Origin of the sequence: Roseomonas acroporae (genome assembly GCF_023223525.1) — a bacterium.
Taxonomy (GTDB): Bacteria; Pseudomonadota; Alphaproteobacteria; order Acetobacterales; family Acetobacteraceae; genus Roseomonas_E; species Roseomonas_E acroporae.
Genome location: NZ_JALPRX010000015.1, coordinates 65,988 through 86,640, shown reverse-complemented (window position 1 = coordinate 86,640; position 20,653 = coordinate 65,988). Strand labels below are relative to the sequence as shown.

The 20,653-nt window shown below is 73.5% G+C and carries 18 protein-coding genes; 11 read left to right on the top strand and 7 right to left on the bottom strand.

All coding sequences use genetic code 11. The features are described from left to right. Positions 1 to 55: 55 nt before the first annotated feature. Complete coding sequence (locus M0638_RS04690) at positions 56 to 334, bottom strand: hypothetical protein (protein WP_248665801.1); 279 nt, start codon at positions 332 to 334, stop codon at positions 56 to 58. Between the two features lie 138 nt (positions 335 to 472). Next, positions 473 to 2,245: a thiamine pyrophosphate-dependent enzyme gene (locus M0638_RS04685; protein ID WP_248665800.1), complete on the bottom strand. Its 1,773-nt coding sequence runs from the start codon at positions 2,243 to 2,245 to the stop codon at positions 473 to 475. Positions 2,246 to 2,434: 189 nt separating this feature from the next. On the opposite strand from M0638_RS04685, the gene M0638_RS04680 reads away from it, so the two are divergent. Both M0638_RS04680 and M0638_RS04675 read left to right on the top strand, forming a co-directional pair. After that, on the top strand, positions 2,435 to 2,698 hold the full coding sequence (locus M0638_RS04680) for an Lrp/AsnC ligand binding domain-containing protein (protein WP_248665799.1): 264 nt from the start codon (positions 2,435 to 2,437) through the stop codon (positions 2,696 to 2,698). 175 nt (positions 2,699 to 2,873) lie between these two features. Then, complete coding sequence (locus M0638_RS04675) at positions 2,874 to 3,173, top strand: hypothetical protein (protein ID WP_248665798.1); 300 nt, start codon at positions 2,874 to 2,876, stop codon at positions 3,171 to 3,173. Between the two features lie 19 nt (positions 3,174 to 3,192). Here the strand turns inward: M0638_RS04675 and M0638_RS04670 are convergent, their stop codons facing one another. Continuing rightward, complete coding sequence (locus M0638_RS04670; protein WP_248665797.1) at positions 3,193 to 4,686, bottom strand: amidase; 1,494 nt, start codon at positions 4,684 to 4,686, stop codon at positions 3,193 to 3,195. Between the two features lie 16 nt (positions 4,687 to 4,702). Next, positions 4,703 to 6,313, bottom strand: coding sequence for a gamma-glutamyltransferase family protein (locus M0638_RS04665; RefSeq protein WP_248665796.1), 1,611 nt, complete (start codon positions 6,311 to 6,313; stop codon positions 4,703 to 4,705). Positions 6,314 to 6,575: 262 nt separating this feature from the next. Here M0638_RS04665 and M0638_RS04660 point away from each other — a divergent pair, with 262 nt between their 5' ends. The 4 genes from M0638_RS04660 to M0638_RS04645 all read left to right on the top strand — a co-directional run bounded on the left by M0638_RS04660 (position 6,576) and on the right by M0638_RS04645 (position 10,508). Then, positions 6,576 to 6,962, top strand: a complete 387-nt coding sequence (locus M0638_RS04660) for a tRNA-binding protein (RefSeq protein WP_248665805.1) — start codon at positions 6,576 to 6,578, stop codon at positions 6,960 to 6,962. Beyond that, positions 6,962 to 7,450: a xanthine phosphoribosyltransferase gene (gene gpt, locus M0638_RS04655; RefSeq protein ID WP_248665795.1), complete on the top strand. Its 489-nt coding sequence runs from the start codon at positions 6,962 to 6,964 to the stop codon at positions 7,448 to 7,450. The genes M0638_RS04660 and gpt overlap by 1 nt, the downstream gene beginning before the upstream one ends. A 208-nt stretch (positions 7,451 to 7,658) precedes the next feature. After that, positions 7,659 to 8,903 carry a cupin domain-containing protein gene (locus M0638_RS04650; protein ID WP_248665794.1) on the top strand — a complete coding sequence of 415 codons (1,245 nt, stop codon included), beginning with the start codon at positions 7,659 to 7,661 and terminating at the stop codon, positions 8,901 to 8,903. Between the two features lie 228 nt (positions 8,904 to 9,131). Continuing rightward, on the top strand, positions 9,132 to 10,508 hold the full coding sequence (locus tag M0638_RS04645; RefSeq protein WP_248665793.1) for a deoxyribodipyrimidine photo-lyase: 1,377 nt from the start codon (positions 9,132 to 9,134) through the stop codon (positions 10,506 to 10,508). Positions 10,509 to 10,652: 144 nt separating this feature from the next. Here M0638_RS04645 and M0638_RS04640 read toward each other — a convergent pair whose 3' ends face one another. Then, positions 10,653 to 11,954: a hemolysin family protein gene (locus tag M0638_RS04640; RefSeq protein WP_248665792.1), complete on the bottom strand. Its 1,302-nt coding sequence runs from the start codon at positions 11,952 to 11,954 to the stop codon at positions 10,653 to 10,655. A 621-nt stretch (positions 11,955 to 12,575) separates the two neighbouring features. On the opposite strand from M0638_RS04640, the gene M0638_RS04635 reads away from it, so the two are divergent. Together M0638_RS04635 and M0638_RS04630 are read left to right on the top strand one after the other, a co-directional pair. Continuing rightward, positions 12,576 to 15,305 (top strand): glycosyltransferase, encoded by a 2,730-nt coding sequence (locus tag M0638_RS04635; RefSeq protein ID WP_248665791.1) that lies wholly within the window; start codon positions 12,576 to 12,578, stop codon positions 15,303 to 15,305. 372 nt (positions 15,306 to 15,677) lie between these two features. Beyond that, complete coding sequence (locus M0638_RS04630) at positions 15,678 to 15,926, top strand: hypothetical protein (RefSeq protein WP_248665790.1); 249 nt, start codon at positions 15,678 to 15,680, stop codon at positions 15,924 to 15,926. A 107-nt stretch (positions 15,927 to 16,033) separates the two neighbouring features. On the opposite strand, the gene M0638_RS04625 is transcribed toward M0638_RS04630, so the two are convergent. Together M0638_RS04625 and M0638_RS04620 are read right to left on the bottom strand one after the other, a co-directional pair. Beyond that, positions 16,034 to 17,104: a DUF2252 family protein gene (locus tag M0638_RS04625; RefSeq protein ID WP_248665789.1), complete on the bottom strand. Its 1,071-nt coding sequence runs from the start codon at positions 17,102 to 17,104 to the stop codon at positions 16,034 to 16,036. A 240-nt stretch (positions 17,105 to 17,344) separates the two neighbouring features. After that, positions 17,345 to 17,593, bottom strand: a complete 249-nt coding sequence (locus M0638_RS04620) for a hypothetical protein (RefSeq protein ID WP_248665788.1) — start codon at positions 17,591 to 17,593, stop codon at positions 17,345 to 17,347. Between the two features lie 174 nt (positions 17,594 to 17,767). On the opposite strand from M0638_RS04620, the gene otnI reads away from it, so the two are divergent. From otnI to M0638_RS04605, 3 genes are all read left to right on the top strand, one after another. Beyond that, positions 17,768 to 18,547, top strand: coding sequence for a 2-oxo-tetronate isomerase (gene otnI, locus M0638_RS04615; RefSeq protein ID WP_248665787.1), 780 nt, complete (start codon positions 17,768 to 17,770; stop codon positions 18,545 to 18,547). Positions 18,548 to 18,590: 43 nt separating this feature from the next. Further along, positions 18,591 to 19,475 carry a 2-hydroxy-3-oxopropionate reductase gene (locus M0638_RS04610; protein WP_248665786.1) on the top strand — a complete coding sequence of 295 codons (885 nt, stop codon included), beginning with the start codon at positions 18,591 to 18,593 and terminating at the stop codon, positions 19,473 to 19,475. 152 nt (positions 19,476 to 19,627) lie between these two features. Next, on the top strand, positions 19,628 to 20,533 hold the full coding sequence (locus M0638_RS04605) for a helix-turn-helix domain-containing protein (protein WP_248665785.1): 906 nt from the start codon (positions 19,628 to 19,630) through the stop codon (positions 20,531 to 20,533). The last annotated feature ends 120 nt before the right edge of the window (positions 20,534 to 20,653 follow it).

Sequence of the window (20,653 nt, the reverse complement as noted above, 5' to 3'; positions counted from 1 at the left end):
GGGCCCGGGGGGGGGGGGGGATCGCCCGGGCGTTGCCGCCCGCCGGCGATCCGCTCTAGTTCTGCGTGGCCGGCGCCGGCTGCTGCGGCGGGGCCTGCTGCGGCTGCTGCGGGGTGTTGGACTGCTGCCGGTCCTCGACGGCGTGACGATGGTGGTTGATGGCGCAGCCGGCGGCCGCGCCGAGCACGCCGTGATGGCCCGCGACATGGCCGGCCACCGCGCCGACCGCCGCGCCGGTCAGGCAGCCCTTGGCCGAGGCGGTGCCGGCCGACAGGCCGAGCGCCAGCAGGGAAGCGGCCAGGATCGTCGTTCTCACCAGGGATGCTCCGTTCATCTGACTTCCGTCCCACAACGCCGGGGCGTCGGGCAGGCTGCGTGAACGGGGAATTACAGCACCGAAAGCGCGTCCGGCGCCGGCGCCGGAGTCCCGATGCCGCGCATGCGGCACGCGGGCCCCGGCACCGGCGGTCCCTCAGCGCAGGCGCGGTCCCTGCCGGCGCGGCGACGGGGCGCGGTGCGCCTGGGCGATGGGGGCACGGCCCGCCGCCTCGGCGGCCTTCTGCGCCTGGGCGCGGAGATCGGCGACCGTGGCGCGGTTGGTGATCTGCTCCGGGCTCAGCCGCACCTCGATCAGCGCCGGCCTGCCGCTGGCCATGGCGCGCTTCAGCGCCGGCACCATCTCCTCGGTGCGCTCCACCGTCTCGCCATGGCCGCCGAAGCTCTCGATGAAGCGGGCGAAGTCCGGGTTGGTGAGCGCGGTGCCGGAGATGCGGCCGGGATAGGTGCGCTCCTGGTACATGCGGATGGTGCCGTACATCGAGTTGTTCACCACCACGACGATCGGGTTCACCGAATGGTGGAACGCCGTCGCGATCTCCTGCCCCGTCATCAGGAAGCCGCCATCGCCGACGAAGGCGACCACGGTGCGCTCGGGGAAGGTGATCTTGGCGCCGATCGCGGCCGGCACGCTGTAGCCCATGGCGCCGTTGGTCGGGCCGAGGAAGTCCTGCTTCTCGCCCACATGCATGAAGCGGTTCGGCCAGGTGGCGAAATTGCCGGCATCCGTCGTGTAGATGGTGTCGGGCGGCAGGACCTTCTCCATCTCCTGCAGCGCCACGGCGAAATTGAGCGGGCCGGCATAGTCCGGCGCCACGGCCTGCTTCTCGCGCAGCGCGCGCAGCTCGGCGCGCCAGCCGGACCAGGGCGGCGAGGCGACCGGCTTCGCCGCGCGCGCGGCCTCGGCGAAGGCGTCGAGGTCGGAGACGATGCCGAGCGCCGGGCGGTAGACGCGGCCGATCTCGGACTGCTCGGGGTGGACGTGCACGATCGGCGTGCCGCCGGCCGACTCGCCGGCCATCTGGAACAGCGTGTAGCCCTGGCTGACCGGCTCGCCGAGTCGGGTGCCGATGGCGAGGATCAGGTCCGCCTCCTTCGCCTTGGCCACCAGCGCCGCGTCGGCGCCGACGCCGAGATCGCCGGCGTAGTTGGGCGAGGTGCCGTCGAACAGCCCCATGCGGCGGAAGGCGACCGTCACCGGCAGGTCGTTGGCCAGCAGGAATTCGCGGATCGCGGCCCTGCCCGCCTCGCTCCAGCGGGAGCCGCCGAGGATGGCGAGCGGCCTGCGCGCGCGGCCGAGCATCTCCATCAGGCGCGGGACGGCGTCGGGCGCGGGGTGCGGCGGCAGCACCGCGGCGGGGCCGATATCCGGCACCTCCACCAGCTTCTTCTGCATCTCCTCGGAGATCGCGATCACCACCGGGCCGGGGCGGCCGGAGGTGGCGACGTCGAAGGCGTGCGCGATCAGCTCCGGCACGCGCGCCGCGTCGTCGATCTGCGTCACCCACTTGGCGAGCGGCGCGAACATGCGCCGGTAGTCCACCTCCTGGAAGCTGTCGCGGTCCGTCTCCTCGAACGGGATCTGGCCGACGAACAGCACCAGCGGCGTGCTGTCCTGCATCGCGACGTGCACGCCGATCGAGGCGTGGCAGGCGCCGGGGCCGCGCGTGACGAAGGCGACTCCGGGCCTGCCGGTCAGCTTGCCGAAGGCTTCCGCCATGTGCACGGCACCCGCCTCGAAGCGGCAGGTGACGAGCTGGATGCGGTTGCGCACGGCGTAGAGTCCGTCGAGCACGTCGAGGTAGCTCTCGCCGGGAACGCAGAAGGCATGGGTGACGCCCTGCGCGACGAGCGCGTCGGCGATCAGCCGGCCACCGCTGCGCGGCTGGATCCGCTTGGCCTCGGACATGGGTGCCTCCCGTGCAATTTCAGGCGGCGCGAGCCTAGCGCGGGATGCGCGCCGCGTCACCCGGCGGCGTGGCGCCGCGCCGGCGCGACCACGCACTCGCGCGCACGTCCCGGCCGCGCCGGCCTTCCACCGGGCGCCGCGCGGGGCCATCTTCCCGCCACGCCAGACACCATGCGGAAGGGAACCGCCATGCGCGCCATCTTCGTCTTCTTCAAGTGCGAGCCCGGCCGCGCCTACGCCGTCGCGCGCGACATGGCCGACACGGTGGAGGAACTGTCGGAGATGCATTCCGTCTCCGGCCCCTACGACCTGCTGGGGAAATTCTACCTGGAGGCGGACCGCGACATCGGCCTGTTCGTGGTGGAGCGGCTGCAGACCATGCCGGGCGTGAAGGACACGCAGACCATCCAGGCCTTCAACGCCTTCACCGGCGGCGCCGGCCGCCAGGGCTGAGCGGGCGGAGGAAAACCGGACCCGGCGCGGACGATCGGGCGCCCCGGGGGCACCACGGGGGTGCTCCGGGAGCGTTCGCCACGATCCGCCACGAAGCCGCCGCGCGCCGCCACGCTCCGGCCCGCGAGTCGCCATCCGGCGCGCGCAGCCTGTACGGCATCGGAGGTTTCCCACGATGCCCGCCCTGCCCCGCCTGTCCCGCCTGCTGCCCGTCCTCGGCCTGTCGGCCGCGCTGCTGACGGCCGGCTGCACCGACCCCTATGGCCGCATGGACTGGGGCCGCACCGCGGCGCTGGGCGTCGGCGTGGCGGCGGTGACGGGCCTCGCCATCGCCGCCTCGAACGGCGGCCGGCGCCACGATCGCGGCCCGCGCTACAGCGAGGGCTACGGGCGCGGCGGCCCCGGTTGGGGTGGCCCGGGGCGCGGCGGCCCAGGCTGGGGCAGTCCCGGCTGGGGCGGGCGCCCGGGCTGGTAGGGCCCGGCCGGCGGAGGACTCAGCCCCAGCCGTCGAAGCCGGGCATGGCGGCGATCGGCCCGGCCGCGCGCAGCGCCGCGAGGTCGGGCACCGGCCGGGCCAGCGCCGGATCCCCCGCCAGCGCGGCTTCCAGCGCCGCCGCCACGCCGAGCACCAGCGCGTCGCCGCCGCGCGGGCCGACGATCTGCAGGCCGAAGGGCATGCCCGCCTCGTCCCGCCCGACCGGCAGGCTGATCGCCGGGTGCCCCGCCAGCGTCACCGCATAGGCCAGCGCCAGCCAGTGGAAGTAGGTGCGGGTCGGCTCGCCGTCGATCTCGGCCGGGTACAGCTCGCTCCAGGGCCGGGGCGAGAGGGTGATGGCGGGCGAGATCAGCACGTCGTGGTCGCGGAAGAAGGCCTGCCAGCGCCGGTACAGCGCGGTCTGCAGCGCCGCGGCGCGCGCCCCGTCGGCCAGCGTGTAGCGCAGCCCCTCCTCGACATTGGCGACGATGTTGGGACCGACCTCGGCGCGCCGCGTCCGCACCTTCTCCAGATGCGATGCGAGGAAGATGCCCGCGCGCAGGATCTCGAAGGCCTCGTCGGCGCCGTCGCAATTCGGGTGGGCGTGCTCCAGCCGGCCGAACAGCGGCGACAGCGCCCCGGCGCGGGCGGCGAAGACGCGGCGGATGGCCCGCTCGGTCGGCGCGAAGCCGAAATCCTCGGTGGCGGCGACGCGCAGCGTGGCGAGGTCCACGCCCGGCACCGGGTGGAATTCGCCCGGCGTCCGGACCAGGCGGCCCTGGACGGTATAGGCCAGCGGGTCGCCGGCATCGTCCGAGGCCATGGCCGAGAGCATCAGGCAGAGATCCGGCACGTTGCGCGCCATCGGCCCGAGCACCGAGAGGTTGGACCAGCCGAGCGGCCGCTTGTCGGACGGCACCAGCCCGGCGCTCGGCCGGAAGCCGACGATGCCGCAATAGGCGGCCGGGTTGCGCAGCGAGCCGCCCATGTCGCTGCCCGTGGCCAGCGGCACCATCCCCGTCGCCAGCGCCGCCGCCGAGCCGCCGGAGGAGCCGGCCGCCGAGCGGGTCGGGTCGAACGGGTTGCCGGTCGCGCCGTAGACCGGGTTGCGCGTGTTGGCGCCGGCGGCGAATTCCGGGACGTTGGTCTTGCCGGCCACGATCCCGCCCGCCTGCCGCAGCGAGGCGACGATGTGGGCGTCCCGCGCCGGCACCTGGTCGCGGAAGATCGGGCTGCCATAGGTGGTGCGCAGCCCCGCCGTGTCCTCGGTGTCCTTGATGCCGAGCGGCAGGCCGTGCAGCGGCCCGAGCCGGTCGCCGCGCATCACGGCGGCCTCGGCGGCGCGCGCCGCGGCCTCGGCGCGTTCCGTGTCGAGCGCCACCATGGCGTTGATCGCGTGGTCCACCGCGCCGATGCGGCCGAGGCAGCTCCGCAGCAGCTCGACCGGCGAAAGGGCGCGGCGGCCGATCAGCCGGCGCGCCTCGGTGGCGGCGAGGTCGCAGGGTTCGGTCATCGAGGGGCCTCCCCGGTCAGTAGCCCATCGCGCAGCCATCCTTGCGCGGGTCGCTGCCGCCCATCAGCACGCCGCGCTCGCGGTCGATCAGGATGGCCTGCCCGCCGCCATGCGGCTTCGGGTTCAGCCAGCATTCGTGGCCGAGCCGGTTCAGCCCGTCCACCACCGCGGCCGGGATGCCGCGCTCCACCTCGAGCCTGCCGCCGTAGGGGAAGAGGCGCGCCAGGTCGAGCGACTCCTGGATGTCGAGCCCGTGCTCGAAGTGGTTGGTCAGGAACAGGGTCTGGCCCATGGGCTGGAAATGCCCGCCCATCACGCCGTAGGGCATCAGCGCGTGGCCGTCCTTCATCACCATGCCCGGCATGATGGTGTGCATCGGGCGCTTGCGCGGCGCGATGCAGTTCGGGTGGCCCTCCTGCAGCCGGAACCCGAAGCCGCGGTTGTGCAGCATCACGCCGGACTTCTCGGCCAGGATGCCGGAGCCGAAATTCTGGAACAGCGAGTTGATGAAAGAGCAGGCGTTGCCCTCCTCGTCCACCACGCAGAGATAGACCGTGTCCCGGTGCTGCGGCAGCCACTCGGCGGCGCCGGCGGGCGGCAGCTCGCGCATGGCCTGCCCGTCGTCGATCAGCCCGCGCAGCCCGGCGAGGTAGTCGGCCGAGAGCAGCCTCGCCACCGGCACCTCGTACTGCGCCGGGTCGGCGATCAGCGCGTCGCGGTCGCGGTAGACGAGGCGCGCCGCCTCGGCGTGGCGATGCAGCCGGGCGACGGAGAGCGGACCGCCCGCCGGCGTCTCCAGCCCGCCCAGGATGCCGAGCAGCATCAGCACCAGCAGGCCGGAGCCGTTGGGCGGGCACTGGAACACCTCCATGCCGCGCCAGGCGGTCGAGATCGGCTGGACGAATTCGGCGCCCTCCAGCCCCTCGGCGAAGTCGGCCTCGGTATGCAGCCCGCCGAGCGCGCGCAGCGTCGCCACCATGTCGGCCGCGATCTCGCCCTCGTAGAAGGCGCGCGCGCCGCCCCTGGCGATGGCGCGCAGCGTCTTCCCCAGCTCGGGCTGGACGAACCGGTGCCCGACCGGCGGCGCCGCGCCGTCCAGCAGGAAGCGCCGGCGGGACGCCTCGTTGCCCGCGAGGCGCTCCACCGAGGCCGTCCAGTCGTGGTGGACGCGGGCGTGCACCGGCCAGCCCTCCTCGGCGCAGCGGATCGCCGGGCGCAGGAGCTGCTCCAGCGGCTTGCGGCCGTAGGCGCGGTTCAGCGCGTCCCAGGCCGAGACGGCGCCGGGGATGGTGACGACGTGCGGCGAGGCCGGATCGAGCTTCTCCACCCCGGCGCCGCGCAGCGCCTCGGGCGTCGCGGCCGCCGGTGCCCGGCCGGAGCCGTTGACCGCCACCACCTTGCCCGAGTTGGCCGGCACGTAGAGGCAGAAGCAGTCGCCGCCGATGCCGGTGCTCTGCGGCTCCACCACGCCGAGCACGGCGCAGGCGGCGATGGCGGCGTCCAGCGCGTTGCCGCCGGCGCGCAGCACGTCGATCGCGGTCAGCGTCGCGATCGGCATCGAGGTCGCGGCCATGCCGCGGGTGCCGTAGACCGGGCTGCGGCCGGGGGCGTGGAAGTCGCGTTTCATCGCCGTCTCCTTCGTCGGGCGTCCGGCTGATGCGTCCGGCCGGCCTGCCGCGATCCCGGCCGTGGGAGCCGCCGGCCATGCCGGGGCGCGCCAGGGTTCTGGGTGGCTTCCGGGGCAAGGCTTGTCGGCGAACGCTGACACGGTGCGGAGGCGGGAACAACCCGGCCGTGTCCCCGCCGCGCCGGCCGCGCCCGCCGCCGCCGCGCCTTTTCCGGACGTCGGGACGTGGACGCCCCGCGCGGAAATGCTCTATCCGTTCCGGATGGCAGCCCAGGCGCCGGACCCGGCCTCCCCGACCCCTCCCCCGATCGCCCCCGTGATCACCATCGAGGACTTCGCCCGCGTCTCGGTGCGGGTCGGGACGGTGGTGGACGCGCAGCCCTTCCCCGAGGCCCGCAAGCCGGCGATCCGGCTCTGGGTGGATTTCGGGCCGCCGCTCGGGGTGCGGCAATCCTCGGCGCAGCTCACGGTGCACTACACGCCGGACCGGCTGATCGGCCGGCAGGTGCTGGCGGTGGTGAACCTGCCGCCGCGCCGCGTCGCCGGCTTCGAGAGCCAGGTGCTGGTGCTCGGCCTGCCGGACGGCAACGGCGACGTGGTGCTGCTGCGCCCCGACTTCCTCGTGCCCAACGGCGGAGCGATGTACTGATGGCCAGCCGCTACTACACCGTCACCTGGGAGCAGCTGCACCGCGACTGCAAGGCGCTGGCCTGGCGGCTGGTGGAGGCGGGGCCGGGCGGGGGGCCGTGGAAGGGCATCGTCGCCATCACCCGCGGCGGGCTGATCCCCGCCGCCGTGGTGGCGCGCGAGCTGGAGTGCCGGCTGATCGAGTCCGTCTCGATCGTCACCTACCAGGACGAGGCGATCGGCCGGCCGCTGGTCACCAAGCCGCCGGCCGCGGCCGGCGACGGCGCCGGCTGGCTGCTGCTCGACGACCTGGTGGACACCGGCACCACGCTGCGCGAGGCGAAGTCCCTGCTGCCCGCGGCGCATGTCGCCACGGTCTACGCCAAGCCCGCCGGCAAGCCGCTGGTGGACACCTTCGTCACCGAGGTCAGCCAGGACACCTGGATCCTGTTCCCCTGGGACACCGAGCCGCAATTCGTGGCGCCCATCGCCCGCTCGCGCCTGGGGTGATGCCGCCGCCCGGCGCGCCGGCGCACCCCGGACCGGGCCGGGCGCGGCGTGCGCCGTGGCCTTCCGGTTAAAAGCGCGCCATCCCGGCACACCGCCCGCCGCCCGGCGCGTTGCGGCGCCGGCCTCCCGACACGGGCAAGGCCGGCCATCGCAACGGCGATCCCGACGCGTCCGACCCCGGACGGCGGGTCGCGACGGAAACCGAAACATGAATCCACTGCTCAGGCGCCATGTCCTAGCCGCCGGCGCGGCGGGCGGGCTGCTCGGCGCCACCGCCGCCTCGGCCCAGGGCACCCCCCCGGCCCCGGCCGCCTCCCCCTATCCGAGCCGCGGCCCGGGCCGCGGCGGCACCGATCCCGGGCCCTTCGACGCCGCGCGCGGCCGCCAGAACCCGGACATGGTCAACCCGCCCGCGACCGACCACGGCACCCTGCCCAACCTGCGCTTCTCCTACGCCGACGCGCATGTGCGGCAGGAGAGCGGCGGCTGGACGCGGCAGATCACGGTGCGCGAGCTGGGCGTCAGCCAGGACATCGCGGGCGTGAACATGCGGCTCAACTCGGGCGGCATCCGCGAGCTGCACTGGCACAAGGAGGCCGAGTGGGCCTACATGCTCTACGGCCAGGCGCGCATCACCGCGATCGACGCCGAGGGGCGGCAATTCGTCGACGATGTCGGCGTCGGCGACCTCTGGTACTTCCCGGGCGGCATCCCGCACTCGATCCAGGGCCTGGGCGAGGACGGTTGCGAGTTCCTGCTGGCCTTCGACAGCGGCAGCTTCGACGAGGACAGCACCTTCCTGATCTCCGACTGGTTCCGCCGCGTGCCGCCCGAGGTGCTGGGGAAGAATTTCGGCGTTCCGGCCGGCAATTTCGGCAACACGCCGAGCCCGGATGAGCTCTACATCTTCAAGGCGCCGCTGCCCGGGCCGCTGGCGAACGACCGCATGCAGGGCGTGGCGCAGGTGCCCGCCGCCGAGAGCTTCAGCCACCGCATGCTGGCGCAGGACCCGATCCGCACGAAGAGCGGCACGGTGCGAATCACCGACTCCTCGGTGTTCAAGGCCTCGAAGACCATCGCCGCGGCGCTGGTGGAGGTGCAGCCGGGCGGCATGCGCGAGCTGCACTGGCACCCCAACACCAACGAGTGGCAGTACTACATCGAGGGCGAAGCGCGGATGGGCGTGTTCGCCGCCAGCGGCCAGGCGCGCACCTTCGACTACCGCGCCGGCGACGTCGGCTACGTGCCCTTCGCCATGGGCCACTACATCGAGAACACCGGCAGCACCACGCTGCGCTTCCTGGAGCTGTTCCGCAGCGACCACTACGCCGACCTGTCGCTGAACCAGTGGATGGCGCTGACCCCGCCGCAGCTCCTGCAATCGCACCTGCATCTGAGCGACCAGGTGATGCAGGCGCTGGCGCGGACGAAGTCGCCGGTCGTGCCGGCCTGATGGCGGCGTGGCGCCCCGGGGCGGGGCGTCACGCAGCGTCGCCCGCGTGCCGCCGAGGGCGGCACGCACAGACTCCCCGCTGGCCGCCGAGGGCGGCACGCACAGACTCCCCGCTGGCCGCCGTCGGCGGCACGCGCAGACTCCCCGCTGGCCGCCGTGGGCGGCACGCGCGGGCTCCCCGCCGGGCGCCCATGGCGAAGCCGGCGGCCGCCCCCACATCTCGCCCGCATGATCCAGTCGACGCGCCTCCGCACCCTCAACGACGCGCCGGAGCGGGCCGGGGCGCACCACGTGCTCTACTGGCTGGGGCTGGCGCAGCGTGCCCGCTTCAACCCGGCGCTGGAGCACGCCGTGGACCTCGCCAACGAGCGCGGCCTGCCGGTGCTGGTCTGCTACGGCCTCGCCGAGGAGATCCCGGAGACCAATGCCCGCCACTGGCAATTCCTGCTGGAGGGGCTGGCGGAGATCGGCCCCGCCCTGGCGCGGCGCGGCATCGGCTTCGTCGCCTGCCGCGAGCCGCCGGTGGAGACGGCGGTGCGCCACGCCGAACGGGCGGCGCTGGTGGTGTGCGACCGGCACTACCTGAAGCCGGTCACGGCGATCCAGGACGCCTTCGCCGGGCGCGCGACCTGCCGCGTGGTGCAGGTGGAGGGCGAGGTGGTGGTGCCCGTGGAGACCGCCTCGCCGAAGCACGAATACGCCGCGCGCACGCTGCGGCCGAAGCTGCACCGCCTGCTGCCGGAATACCTCGTCCCCCTGCGGCAGCGGCGGGTGCGGCACCGGATGGAGGCACCGCCGGCCGCGGGCACGCTCGACCTGTCGGACGTGCCGGCGCTGGTGGCGGGCCTGCGGACCGACCATTCGGTGCGCCCGGTGCGCCGCTTCCGGGGCGGGACGGCGGCGGCGGAACGGCGGCTGCGCCGCTACCTCGCCGGGCCGTTCGGCGGCTACGCGGCGACGCGCGGCAGGCCCGAGGCGGGCGCCGCCTCGGCGCTGAGCCCCTACCTGCATTTCGGCCAGATCTCGCCCGTCGCCGTGGCGCTGGCGGTGCGGGACGCGGCGGCGGGCGACGACGCGGACCGCGCGGCCTTCCTGGAGGAGCTGGTGGTGCGGCGGGAGCTGGCCATCAACCACGTCCGCTACGAGCCGCGTTACGACCGCTACGACTCGCTGCCGGACTGGGCGCGGCGGACCCTGGCGGAACAGCGCGGCGACCCGCGGCCCCACCTCTACACGCCGGAGCAGTTCGAGTGGGGCGAGACGCACGACCGCCACTGGAACGCCGCGATGCGCGAGATGCGCGAGACCGGCTACATGCACAACCACATGCGGATGTACTGGGGCAAGAAGATCCTGGAATGGTCGGCCTCGCCCGAGGAGGCCTGGGAAACCGCGCTGCGGCTCAACAACCGTTACTTCCTGGACGGGCGCGACGCGAATTCCTTCGCCAACGTGGGCTGGCTGTTCGGTCTGCACGACCGCCCCTGGGGGCGGCGCCCGGTCTACGGCACGGTGCGCTCGCTCGGCCCGGCGAGCCTGCGCAAATTCGACGCCGAGGGCTACGTCGCGGCGGTGGACCGGCTGGTGGCGGCGGAGCGCGGCTGAAGGCAGGCATCCGGCCGCGGCGGGCGCGGCCCGGATCGGGTGGCACGGCCCCAGGCGGCGCGGATCGGGCCGCGCGGATCGGACGGCGCGGCCCGGATGGGCTGATCGGATGGGCGGCCCGGATGGGCTGATCGGGCGGCGCGGTCAGGCCGCCGCCGGCTCCTCCTTGCTCGCCAGCACCTTGTCCACGCGCCGCCCGTCCATGTCGACGATCTCGAAGCGCCAGCCCGCCCAGACGATGCGGTCCCCCTCGCGCGGGATGCGTTGCAGCAGCGCCAGCATCAGCCCGGCCACGGTGTGGTAGGTGCCCTCGTAGGGCAGCGCCGGCAGGTCGAGGCGGGCGCGCAGCTCGTCCGAGGGCATCATCCCGTCCAGCAGCAGCGAGCCGTCATGCCGCTGCACCGCCGAGTCCGGCGTCGGCTCCGGCGCGGCGCCGATCTCGCCCACGATCGCCTCCAGCAGGTCGGCCGCCGTCACCACCCCCTCGAAGGAGCCGTATTCGTCGATCACCAGGGCGAGGCCGAGCGAATCGTGACGAAGCCGTTCCAGCCCGTCCAGCGCCGAGAGGCTGTCCGGCAGCACCATGGGCTGGCGCAGCGCCCGCGCCAGGGAGAGGGTCTCGCCGGCCAGGAGCTGATCGAGCAGGTCCTTGGTGGCGACCACCCCCACCACGTTGTCGATGCGCCCGTCCGCCACCACCAGCCGCGTCACCCCGGCGGCACGCAGCTTGCCGGCGACCTCCTCGGGCGAGGCGGCGCGGTCGATCCACTCCACCTCGGTGCGCGGCGTCATCAGGGCGCGCACGGGCTTGTCGGCCAGGCGCAGCACGCGCTCGATCATGTGCCGCTCCTCCCGCTCCAGCGCCCCCGCCTCGGCGCCCTCGGCGACCACGGCCTTGACCTCCTCCTCGGTCACGCCCTGGTCGACCGGCCCGGTGGCGCCGAGCAGGCGCAGCACCAGCGCCGAGCTGCCGCTCAGCACCCAGACCACCGAGCCGGTGATGCGGGCCAGCGCCGCCATGGGCCGCGCCATGAAGCTCGCGATGCCCTCCGGGTTGCGCAGGGCGAGTTGCTTCGGCACCAGCTCGCCCAGGATCAGGCTGAGATAGGAGATGGCCAGCACCACGATGGTGAAGGCGAGCTGGTCGGCCACGCCCTGCAGCGCGGGGATCAGCTTCAGCGCGTCGGCCACGGGCACGGAGAGCCGGGCGCCGCCGAAGGCGCCGGCCAGCACGCCGATCAGGCTGATGCCGATCTGGACGGTGGGCAGGAAGCGCTGCGGGTTGTCGGCCAGCTCCAGGGCGGCGGCGGCGCCGGCGCTGCCGTTGCGCTGCATGGCCAGCAGCCGGCCGCGCCGGGCCGAGACGATGGCCAGCTCCGACATCGCGAAGGCGCCGTTCAGCAGCACCAGCAGGAAGATGACGAGGATCTCGAACAGGCTGGACATCGTGGCTCCGCTCAGGACGCGGGGTGGCCGGCCGGACGCGCCGCCCCGGTCGGACCACCCGCTCCGGACCGCCCGCCGGCCCGACGCCGGCAACGCCCCGTTGACGGACATGCCCTAAGCAAACCTCCGGAGGTTTGCGCATGGACAAATGGCCGAGCAGGCTTGCGCAGCCTGCGCCCCGGATGGAAGTCGGCGACGGCAGGCTGCGCACGCCTGCTCGGCCATTTGTCCCTGCGCAAACCTCCGGAGGTTTGCGCAGGGACAAATGGCCGAGCAGGCTGGCGCAGCCTGCCTTCGCCGACTTCCATCCGTGGCGCAGGCTGCGCAAGCCTGCTTAGAGCATTTTCCGGCCGCGCGGAAACGCCCGCCAGCCCCGGGAGACGACCGACGCCGTGGCCCGGCGGCGGCGCGAACGGGCAGCGGGCGTCCCGGCGGGCGTCCCGGCGGGCATCCCGGCCGGCCGCAAATTCGCCACGAACCGGACGGGTCGGTGCCGTACTGCAATTCTAGACCCCAGGATGACGCGCCGGCTGCTTCCGCCCGCGCCAGGGCCGCGACCTTGCAGCCCCGGCGACGATGGGCGAAAGCCACGCCATGCGCATGCCGGAGCCTTGAGACCCCATGACCGCCCGCGCCGACACCGCGCCCCATCCGCATCAGGCCCCGTACCAGGCCAAGCCCGCCCCGACGCGGCGCGGCCTGCTGCAACCCACCACGCTGATCGTGCTGCTGCTCGTCGCCGCCGCCCATCTCGGGGGCTGGTGGGCGCTGAACCGGCCGGTCGCCATGCCCGACTTCCGGGGCCAGGTGAACGGCCTCGCCTTCGCCCCCTACCAGCGCGGCCAGAGCGCCGAGAGCGACGACTGGCCCACCACCGGCCAGATCGATTCGGACCTGCGCCGCGTCGCGCCCCTCACCCGCCACATCCGCACCTACACGGTGCAGAACGGCTTCGACCGCATCCCCTCGATCGCGGCCGGGCTGGACCTGCGGGTGACGCTGGGCTCCTGGCTCGACAAGCGGCTCGACCACAACGCGGCCGAGATCCGCCGCCTGATCGGCACGGCGCGGGACAACCGCAACGTCGAGCGGGTGATGGTCGGCAACGAGGCGGTGCTGCGCGGCGACCTGACCGCGGCGCAGCTCGTCGGCTACATCCGCCAGGTGCGCGCCCAGGTGCGCCAGCCCGTCTCCACCGCCGAGCCCTGGCACGTCTGGCTCGACCACCCGGAGCTGGGCGAGGCGGTGGACGTGATCACCATCCATCTGCTGCCCTACTGGGAAGGGCTGCCGATCGACGACGCGCTGCGCTTCATCATGGAGAAGTACGACGCCGTCGCCGCCCGCTTCCCCGGCAAGCCGATCGTGATCGGCGAGGTGGGCTGGCCCTCCGACGGCCGCGACATCGGCGCCGCGCGCGCCACCCGCGTCAACCAAGCGATGTTCCTCCGCCGCTTCTTCAACATCGCCGAGCGGCGCGGCCTGACCTACTTCGTGATGGAGGCCTTCGACCAGCCCTGGAAGGTGCCCTTCGAGGGCCGCGCCGCCGGCTACTGGGGCATGCTCGACCTCGACCGCGAGGCGAAGTGGCCCCTGGTCGGCCCGGTGCTGGAGACGCCGCGGTGGAAGCTCTGGGCCGGCGCCTCGACCCTGCTCGCCCTGCTCGCCTCGGCCTTCTTCCTCAAGCGCCGGCCCGACATCCGGCCCGGCGGCAAGCTGCTGCTGGCCGGGCTCGCGCAGCTCTTCGTCACCGGCATCGTGCTGGTGGCCCTGCAGATGAGCGAGACCTACCTCTCCCTCTCGGCCGCCATGGTCTGGGGCGGGCTGCTGCTCGGCCAGGTGCTGCTGCTGGCGCTGCTGCTCTCGGACAGCTTCGAGCTGGCCGAGACCATCTGGGGCCGGATCTGGAAGCGCCGCTGGGAGGCGCTGCCGGCGCCGGCCGGCACGGCGCTGCCCAAGGTCTCGATCCACCTGCCGATCTGCAACGAGCCGCCGCACATGGTGCGCCAGACGCTCGACGCGCTGGCCGAGCTGGACTACCCGGACTTCGAGGTGCTGGTGGTGGACAACAACACCCGCGACCCCGCCCTCTGGGAGCCGGTGCAGGAGCACTGCGCCCGGCTCGGCCCGAAATTCCGCTTCTTCCACCTCGGGCAGTGGCCCGGCTACAAGGCCGGCGCGCTGAACTTCGCCCTGCGCGAGACGGCGCCCGACGCCGAGGTGGTGGGCGTGCTCGACAGCGACTACGTGGTCTCGCCCGACTGGCTGCGCCGCATGGTGCCCTTCTTCGACCGCCCGCAGGTCGGCTTCGTGCAGAACCCGCAGGACTACCGCGACGGCCACGAGAGCCTGTTCAAGCGGATGATGTTCTGGGAGTACGCCGGCTTCTTCCGCTGCGGCATGGTGACCCGCAACGAGCGCAACGCCATCATCCAGCACGGCACGATGACGCTGATCCGCCGGGCGGCGCTGGCCGATGCCGGCGGCTGGGCGGAGTGGTGCATCTGCGAGGACAGCGAGCTCGGCCTGAAGCTGATGCGCCAGGGCTGGGAGGCGGTCTACACGCCGCAGTCGCTGGGCCGCGGCGTGATGCCGGACGACTTCGCCGCCTACCGCAAGCAGCGCCACCGCTGGGCCTACGGCGCGATCCAGATCATGAAGGGCCACGCGAAGGCGCTGTTCTCGCCCTTCCGCAAGGACCTGACGCCGGGCCAGCGCTGGCACTTCGTGATGGGCTGGGCGCCGTGGCTGGGCGACGCGCTGGGGCTGGTCTTCGTGCTGCTCGGGCTGGTCTGGTCGGCGGGGCTGATCTTCATGCCGGTCAGCACCGAGTTCCCGATCCTGCTCTTCATGCTGCCCTCGATCGGCCTGTTCGGGTTCAAGCTGTTCCAGATCCTCGCCCTCTACGCGGCGCGCGTGCCCTGCGGCTGGCGCGACCGGCTCGGCGCGGCGGTGGCCGGCCTCGCCCTGACCCACACCATCGGCAAGGCGGTGCTGGCCGGCCTGTTCACGAAGCGCGCGCCGTTCCTGCGCACGCCCAAGATGGCCAACGCGCCGGCGCTGGTGCAGGGGCTGGTGATGGCGCGGGAGGAGCTGGCGCTGCTGGTGCTCTGCTGGGCGGCCGCGGTGGGGGTGACGGTGGTGCACCAGATGGGCACCTGGGAGGCGGTGCTCTGGACCGCCGTGCTGCTGGTGCAGTCCGTGCCCTACCTCGCCGCCGTGACGGTGAGCGTGCTGGCCTCGCTGCCGGGCCGCCGGCAGGCCGAGATCGCCGCCAATCTCGGCCTCTCGCCGCGCGTCCCAGCCGCCTCCGGCGCGTCGGTCGTCGCGCGCAGCGGCGAGGGCCTCTGATGCCGGCCCGCCCGGGTCCCGACCCGTGCGGGCCGCCACCGCGCGTGGGGTCGGCGGGTCGGCCGCGCCCGACCGACGGTGCCTGCGGGTCCGCGCGAATGCGGACCCGCAGGGAGAGACAGGCCGGAGCCGCGTGACCGACAGGGCCGGAAGTTTCCCCTCTTAACAACCGCCTGCGGATCGACGTGGATCTCGATCCGCAGGAAGGCCGGCGGCCGGCGGTTGCCGGGGTGATCGGAGCGCCTCCGGCGGATGCCGCCGGGGGCGTTGCCGCATCCGGGCCGTGCCACCCGCCCGCCTCACGCACCATGAATCTCTTGTCGTGAGACAGGTTTCCATAATATTAACGGCCTTGGAAACGAGGATCTCACGATGGACGGCGCCGCCAGGCTGATCGCCTTTCCCGCCTCGCCGCAGGATCGCCTGCGCCTTTCGGCCCGCCGGCTGGAGGCCGCCCTTCAGGAGCAGGCCGAGGCGATCAGGGACTTCCACGCCTCGGTCGGGGAGTTGTCGGTGGCGATGGGTCGCCTGCGGCACAACGTGGGCAACTACCGCGCGGCCCTGGACGAACTGGCCGATTCGGTGGCCGCGGTGCCGCGCCCGAACGCCGCCTGTCGCTGAGCCCGGGCCGGGCACGCCAGCCGGCCGCCCGCGCGGTCCCGGCCGGCGGGAGAACGAGGTTGGGGGAACGGGCCAGGGGAAGCGAGCCAGGGAAAGAGGCGAGTCGGTCAGTCTTCCCGGGCGGCCTTCCAGGCGTGGAAGTCCTGGGTCACCCATTCGGCCGCCGTCCGGCTCGCGTCGCGCAGCCAGTCCGCGTCGCGCCGGGCGCGGGCCGCCAGATCGTCGGGAATGCGCGTCGAGCCGGGCTGCAACCCGGCGTGCAGGGCGCCGAGGTCCAGGCCCATGGCGCGCAGCATCTCGTCGGGCGGGAACTGGCTGTCGTCGCCCAGGTCAAGCTTGCGGGCATCCGGCGCCAGACGGCGGATGACGTATCGCCCCCGGACGCCGAGATGCGGGTCCGGCGCCCGCGAGGCGGAGCCCGCCAGCGCCATCACCGGCGGCAGGAGGTCCGCCTTCCCTGCCGCCCAGTCCCAGGCCGAGGGCACCAGGGCCTTCGCCTCGCGCACCACCCGGCCGCCCCGCCACGTCGCGACGGCGACGTAGCGCGGGCGCCCCAGGCTGCCGCCGCCGGCCTGACGGCTCGCCCAGCGTGTCACCGCCGCCCCCTCGGGCATGCTGGCGGCGAGGGCATCGCGCACCTCCGGTGGCGGATCGGCATCGGGCAGATCCTTGATCTTCGCCCAGAAGCGGTCGCAGTCCGCCTGGCGGGCGGCGACGTAGGGGCGCAGCGGCGTCAGGGTCTCGTCCAGCAGGCCGGGCACCGGGGCGCGCAGGCCGGCCTGGTACCCGTCGAGCATCGCCGCGACGGCGGGCCGGGACCGGCCCGCCGCCGGGCTGCGCAGGCGCAGGCTGGTCGCCAGCCGGAGCAGGTCGAAGGTGTAGGGAAGCTCGGCCGCCTCGTCGAAGTCGTTGAGGCCCCAGACGAAGCGGCCCTCCGCGTCCCGCCAGGTGCCGAAATTCTCGGCGTGCACGTCCCCCGGCGACAGCACCGCCGGCGCGCCGGCCAGGGCGGGAAACAGCGTCGGCACCCTGCTGGCCCAGCGGAAGCAGGTGGCGCGCAGGAAGCGGAACGGATCCTTCGCCATGAGCGCGTGCTTGTCGGCCAGATCCGCGCCGACCACGTCGCATTGCCGCCGCAGCCATTGCTCGTAGGCGTCGTTCAGGGCGGAGAAGGTCATCGGCGCCGCTTTCCACGGGATGTCCCGGCGGGAGAAGGCTAGAGCGGATCGCCGGCGGGCGGACAGCCCGGGGGCGTGGATCCGCTCGGCGCACTCGCTAGGCGGCCTGTAAACCACCCCGAACCAAAGGCTTGAGCCTTCCAGCCTGATACGGTCAGTCCGGAACGGCTCCCGCCGGCCGCCGCGCTGGGCAATGCGCCGGTCCGGTCTGCGGCAGTGCCTCGGCGCTCCGGGCCGGGTTCAGTCCTTCCGGCCGCGCCCCGCACCCGCATCCAGCAGCGCCCGCTCCCGCCGGCTCAGCATGCGGCGCGCCACGTACCAGGAGACGGGGACCGCGAGGATGAAGCTGAGGGCCGCCGCGCCGTAGTAGAGGGTGGCGCCCTGGCTGAAGCTGTCGTGGATGGCGGGCATCATGGCCAGGGGAACGGCCATGATGCCGAACAGGACGGCGGCGGCGGGCAGGAAGGCAAGGGCGGCAACCTTGAGCATGGCGAGTTTCTCCCGATCGGGGCGCCGCCCGCGCAAGCCCGTGGCGGGCGGCCCAACGGCGGTTTATGGCCGCCGGGCGCGCCCGGACCCTTGCGTTGGGTCAAGCCGGGCGTGTGCGACCGTCGCGGAATTGCTCTAGCCTGCGCCCGCCCAACGAGGGGAGGAACCGGAGCCGTGCCGCGCTTCGCCGCAAACCTGTCCATGATGTTCAACGAGGTGCCCTTCCTCGACCGGTTCGCGCTCGCGCGGCAGGCGGGCTTCGAGGCGGTGGAGTTCCTGTTCCCCTACGAGCACCCGCCCGAGTCGATCCGCGAGCGGCTCGATGGCTGCGGTCTGCGGCAGGTGCTGTTCAACGCCCCGCCCGGCGACTGGGCCGGCGGCGAGCGCGGCACCGCCTCCCTGCCCGACCGGCAGGCGGAATTCCGCGCCGGGATCGAGACGGCGCTGCGCTACGCCGCGGCGCTCGGCTGCCCGCGCCTGCACGTGATGGGCGGGATTCCCGGCCCCGGCCAGTCGCGCGAGGCGGCGCGCGCCCGCTACGTCGCCAACCTCGCCTGGGCGGCGGAACGCTGCCAGCAGGAGGGCGTGCTGGTGCTGATCGAGCCGATCAACCGCCACGACATGCCCGGCTACATCCTGGGCAGCAGCGACGAGGCGGCCGCCATCGTCGAGGCGATCGGGCCGGAGCGGATCGCGCTGCAGTACGACCTGTATCACACGCAGATCACCGAGGGCGACCTGACGCGGCGCGCCGAGCGGCTGCTGCCGATCATCGGCCACATGCAGCTCGCCGACGTGCCGCACCGGCACGAGCCCGGCACCGGCGAGATCGCCTGGGACTACGTTCTGGGCCGCATCGACGCGATGGGCTATCGCGGCTGGATCGGCTGCGAGTACCGCCCGGCGGGCGAGACCGTGGCCGGGCTCGGCTGGATCGAGCGGTTCCGCGCCTGAGCCGCCCCCGCACGCCCCGCGACCAGCGAGAGGATTCGCGAACATGAAGATCGGTTTCATCGGCCTCGGCATCATGGGCCGGCCCATGGCGCTGCACCTGAAGCAGGCCGGCCACGCGCTGTTCGTGCCGGAGCGCCGCAGCCTCGCCGACGAGATCCGCGCCGCCGCCACCGTGCTGCCCGGCCCCCGCGCCGTCGCCGAGGCGGCCGAGGTGGTGATCCTGATGGTGCCGGACACGCCCGACGTCGAGGCGGTGCTGTTCGGCCCCGACGGCGTCGCCGAGGGGCTTTCCGCCGGCAAGCTGGTGATCGACATGAGCTCGATCAGCCCGACCGCGACCAAGGAATTCGCGAAGCGGATCAACGACAGGGGTTGCGAGTACCTCGACGCGCCGGTCTCCGGCGGCGAGGTGGGCGCGAAGCAGGCGAGCCTGACCATCATGGTCGGCGGCAGCGAGGCGGCCTTCGACCGCGCGAGGCCGCTGTTCGAGGCGATGGGGAAGAACATCACCCTGGTCGGGCCGAACGGCGCCGGCCAGACCACCAAGGTCGCCAACCAGATCGTCGTCGCGCTGACCATCGAGGCGGTGTCCGAGGCGCTGGTCTTCGCCGCCAAGGCGGGCGCCGACCCGGCCAGGGTGCGCCAGGCGCTGATGGGCGGCCTCGCCACCTCGCGGATCCTGGAGCTGCACGGCGAGCGCATGATCAGGCGCACCTTCCAGCCGGGCTTCCGCATCCGCCTGCACCAGAAGGACCTCAACCTCGCGCTCCAGGCCGGGCGCGAGATGGGCGTGGCCCTGCCCAACACCGCCTCGACGCAGCAGCTCTTCGCGGCCTGCGTCGCCGCGGGCGGCGCGGACTGGGACCATTCCGGTCTCGTCCGTGCGCTCGAGATCATGGCGGCGCACCCCGTCGCGAAGGATGAGTGACGCCTAATCACGATAGTGTGGTTGCATCTTTTTGTCGGCGGGCGCATTTTCCGTGTCTTGCCCGAATCTGAGACTGCCGGGCACGACTCGTGCCCCAGTCCACATGATGTGTCGGCAGGTCGGGAGCCGCGGCAGCGCCGCCGGAGGAGTTCATGCGTTTCGCTGATATCGGCCAGCAGCTTCGCGCCTACCGCCTCGAATCGGGGCTGCGGGCCGAGGAGATCGCCGCCCGCCTCGGCGTGTCGCGCGCCGCCCTGTACCGGTACGAGAAGGGCGAGGTCATCAAGCTGGATACGATCCGGCGCCTGGCTGAACTGCTGAAGATCTCGCCGCTCTCTCTGCTCGGCATCGGGGTCGAGTACTTCTCGCGTCCCGCCGCCTTCGAGGAGCGGCTGCGCCAGATCGAGGAACAGGCCGACCAGATCCTCGTGGTGGGCGGCGCGGTCTGCTACCAGACCACCACCGACGCCTTCGACGGCGCCCTGTCCGAGGCCTGGGCCGAGTACGCCAGCGCCGCGGTGGACCGGGTGCAGGCCCGCGCCGCGATGGACCAGTCGCTGGGCCTGCTCACCTCGCGCAAGCGCCTGCACCAGCAGCGCCGCCCCTCGATCATCGCCATCCTGAGCGAGGCCGCGCTGCGCCGCTTCCTGGAGGAGGGCGTGGCCGGCGGCCTCCCGCTGCCCGCCCGCACCCGCCAGCGCTGCCGCACCGCCGCGATCGCCGAGGCCGAGAGCATCGCCAGCCTGATGGAGGCGGTGCCGATCGGCCTGCAGATCGGCCTGGCCAGCGGCCCGGAACCCTCCGGCGGCTTCGTGGTGCTGCGCGGGCGCGACCGCGCGCACGTGGTCGGCAGCCCCTTCGCGCCGGATGTCTCGCCGATCACCGGCCTCGGCGTGGCGATGATCACGGCGGCGGACGAGGCGGTCGCGGTGCATCAGCGCGTGGCCGAGACGGCATGGCGCGACGCGCTGAAGGGCAGCGCGGCGGCGGAGCGGGTGCGCGAGCTGATCGCCCTGGTCAGCGACGAGAAGCAGTTGCGCCCCGAAACGATCGAGTAGAGACGCGGCAACGGGCCCGCCCGGGCGGGCCCTCGGCCGGGCGCGACCCTTCCGGGCGGCCCGGCAGCCCGGCCTCGGCCCGGGGGTAAGGGCCGGATGCGGCGGGCTGGATGCGGCGGG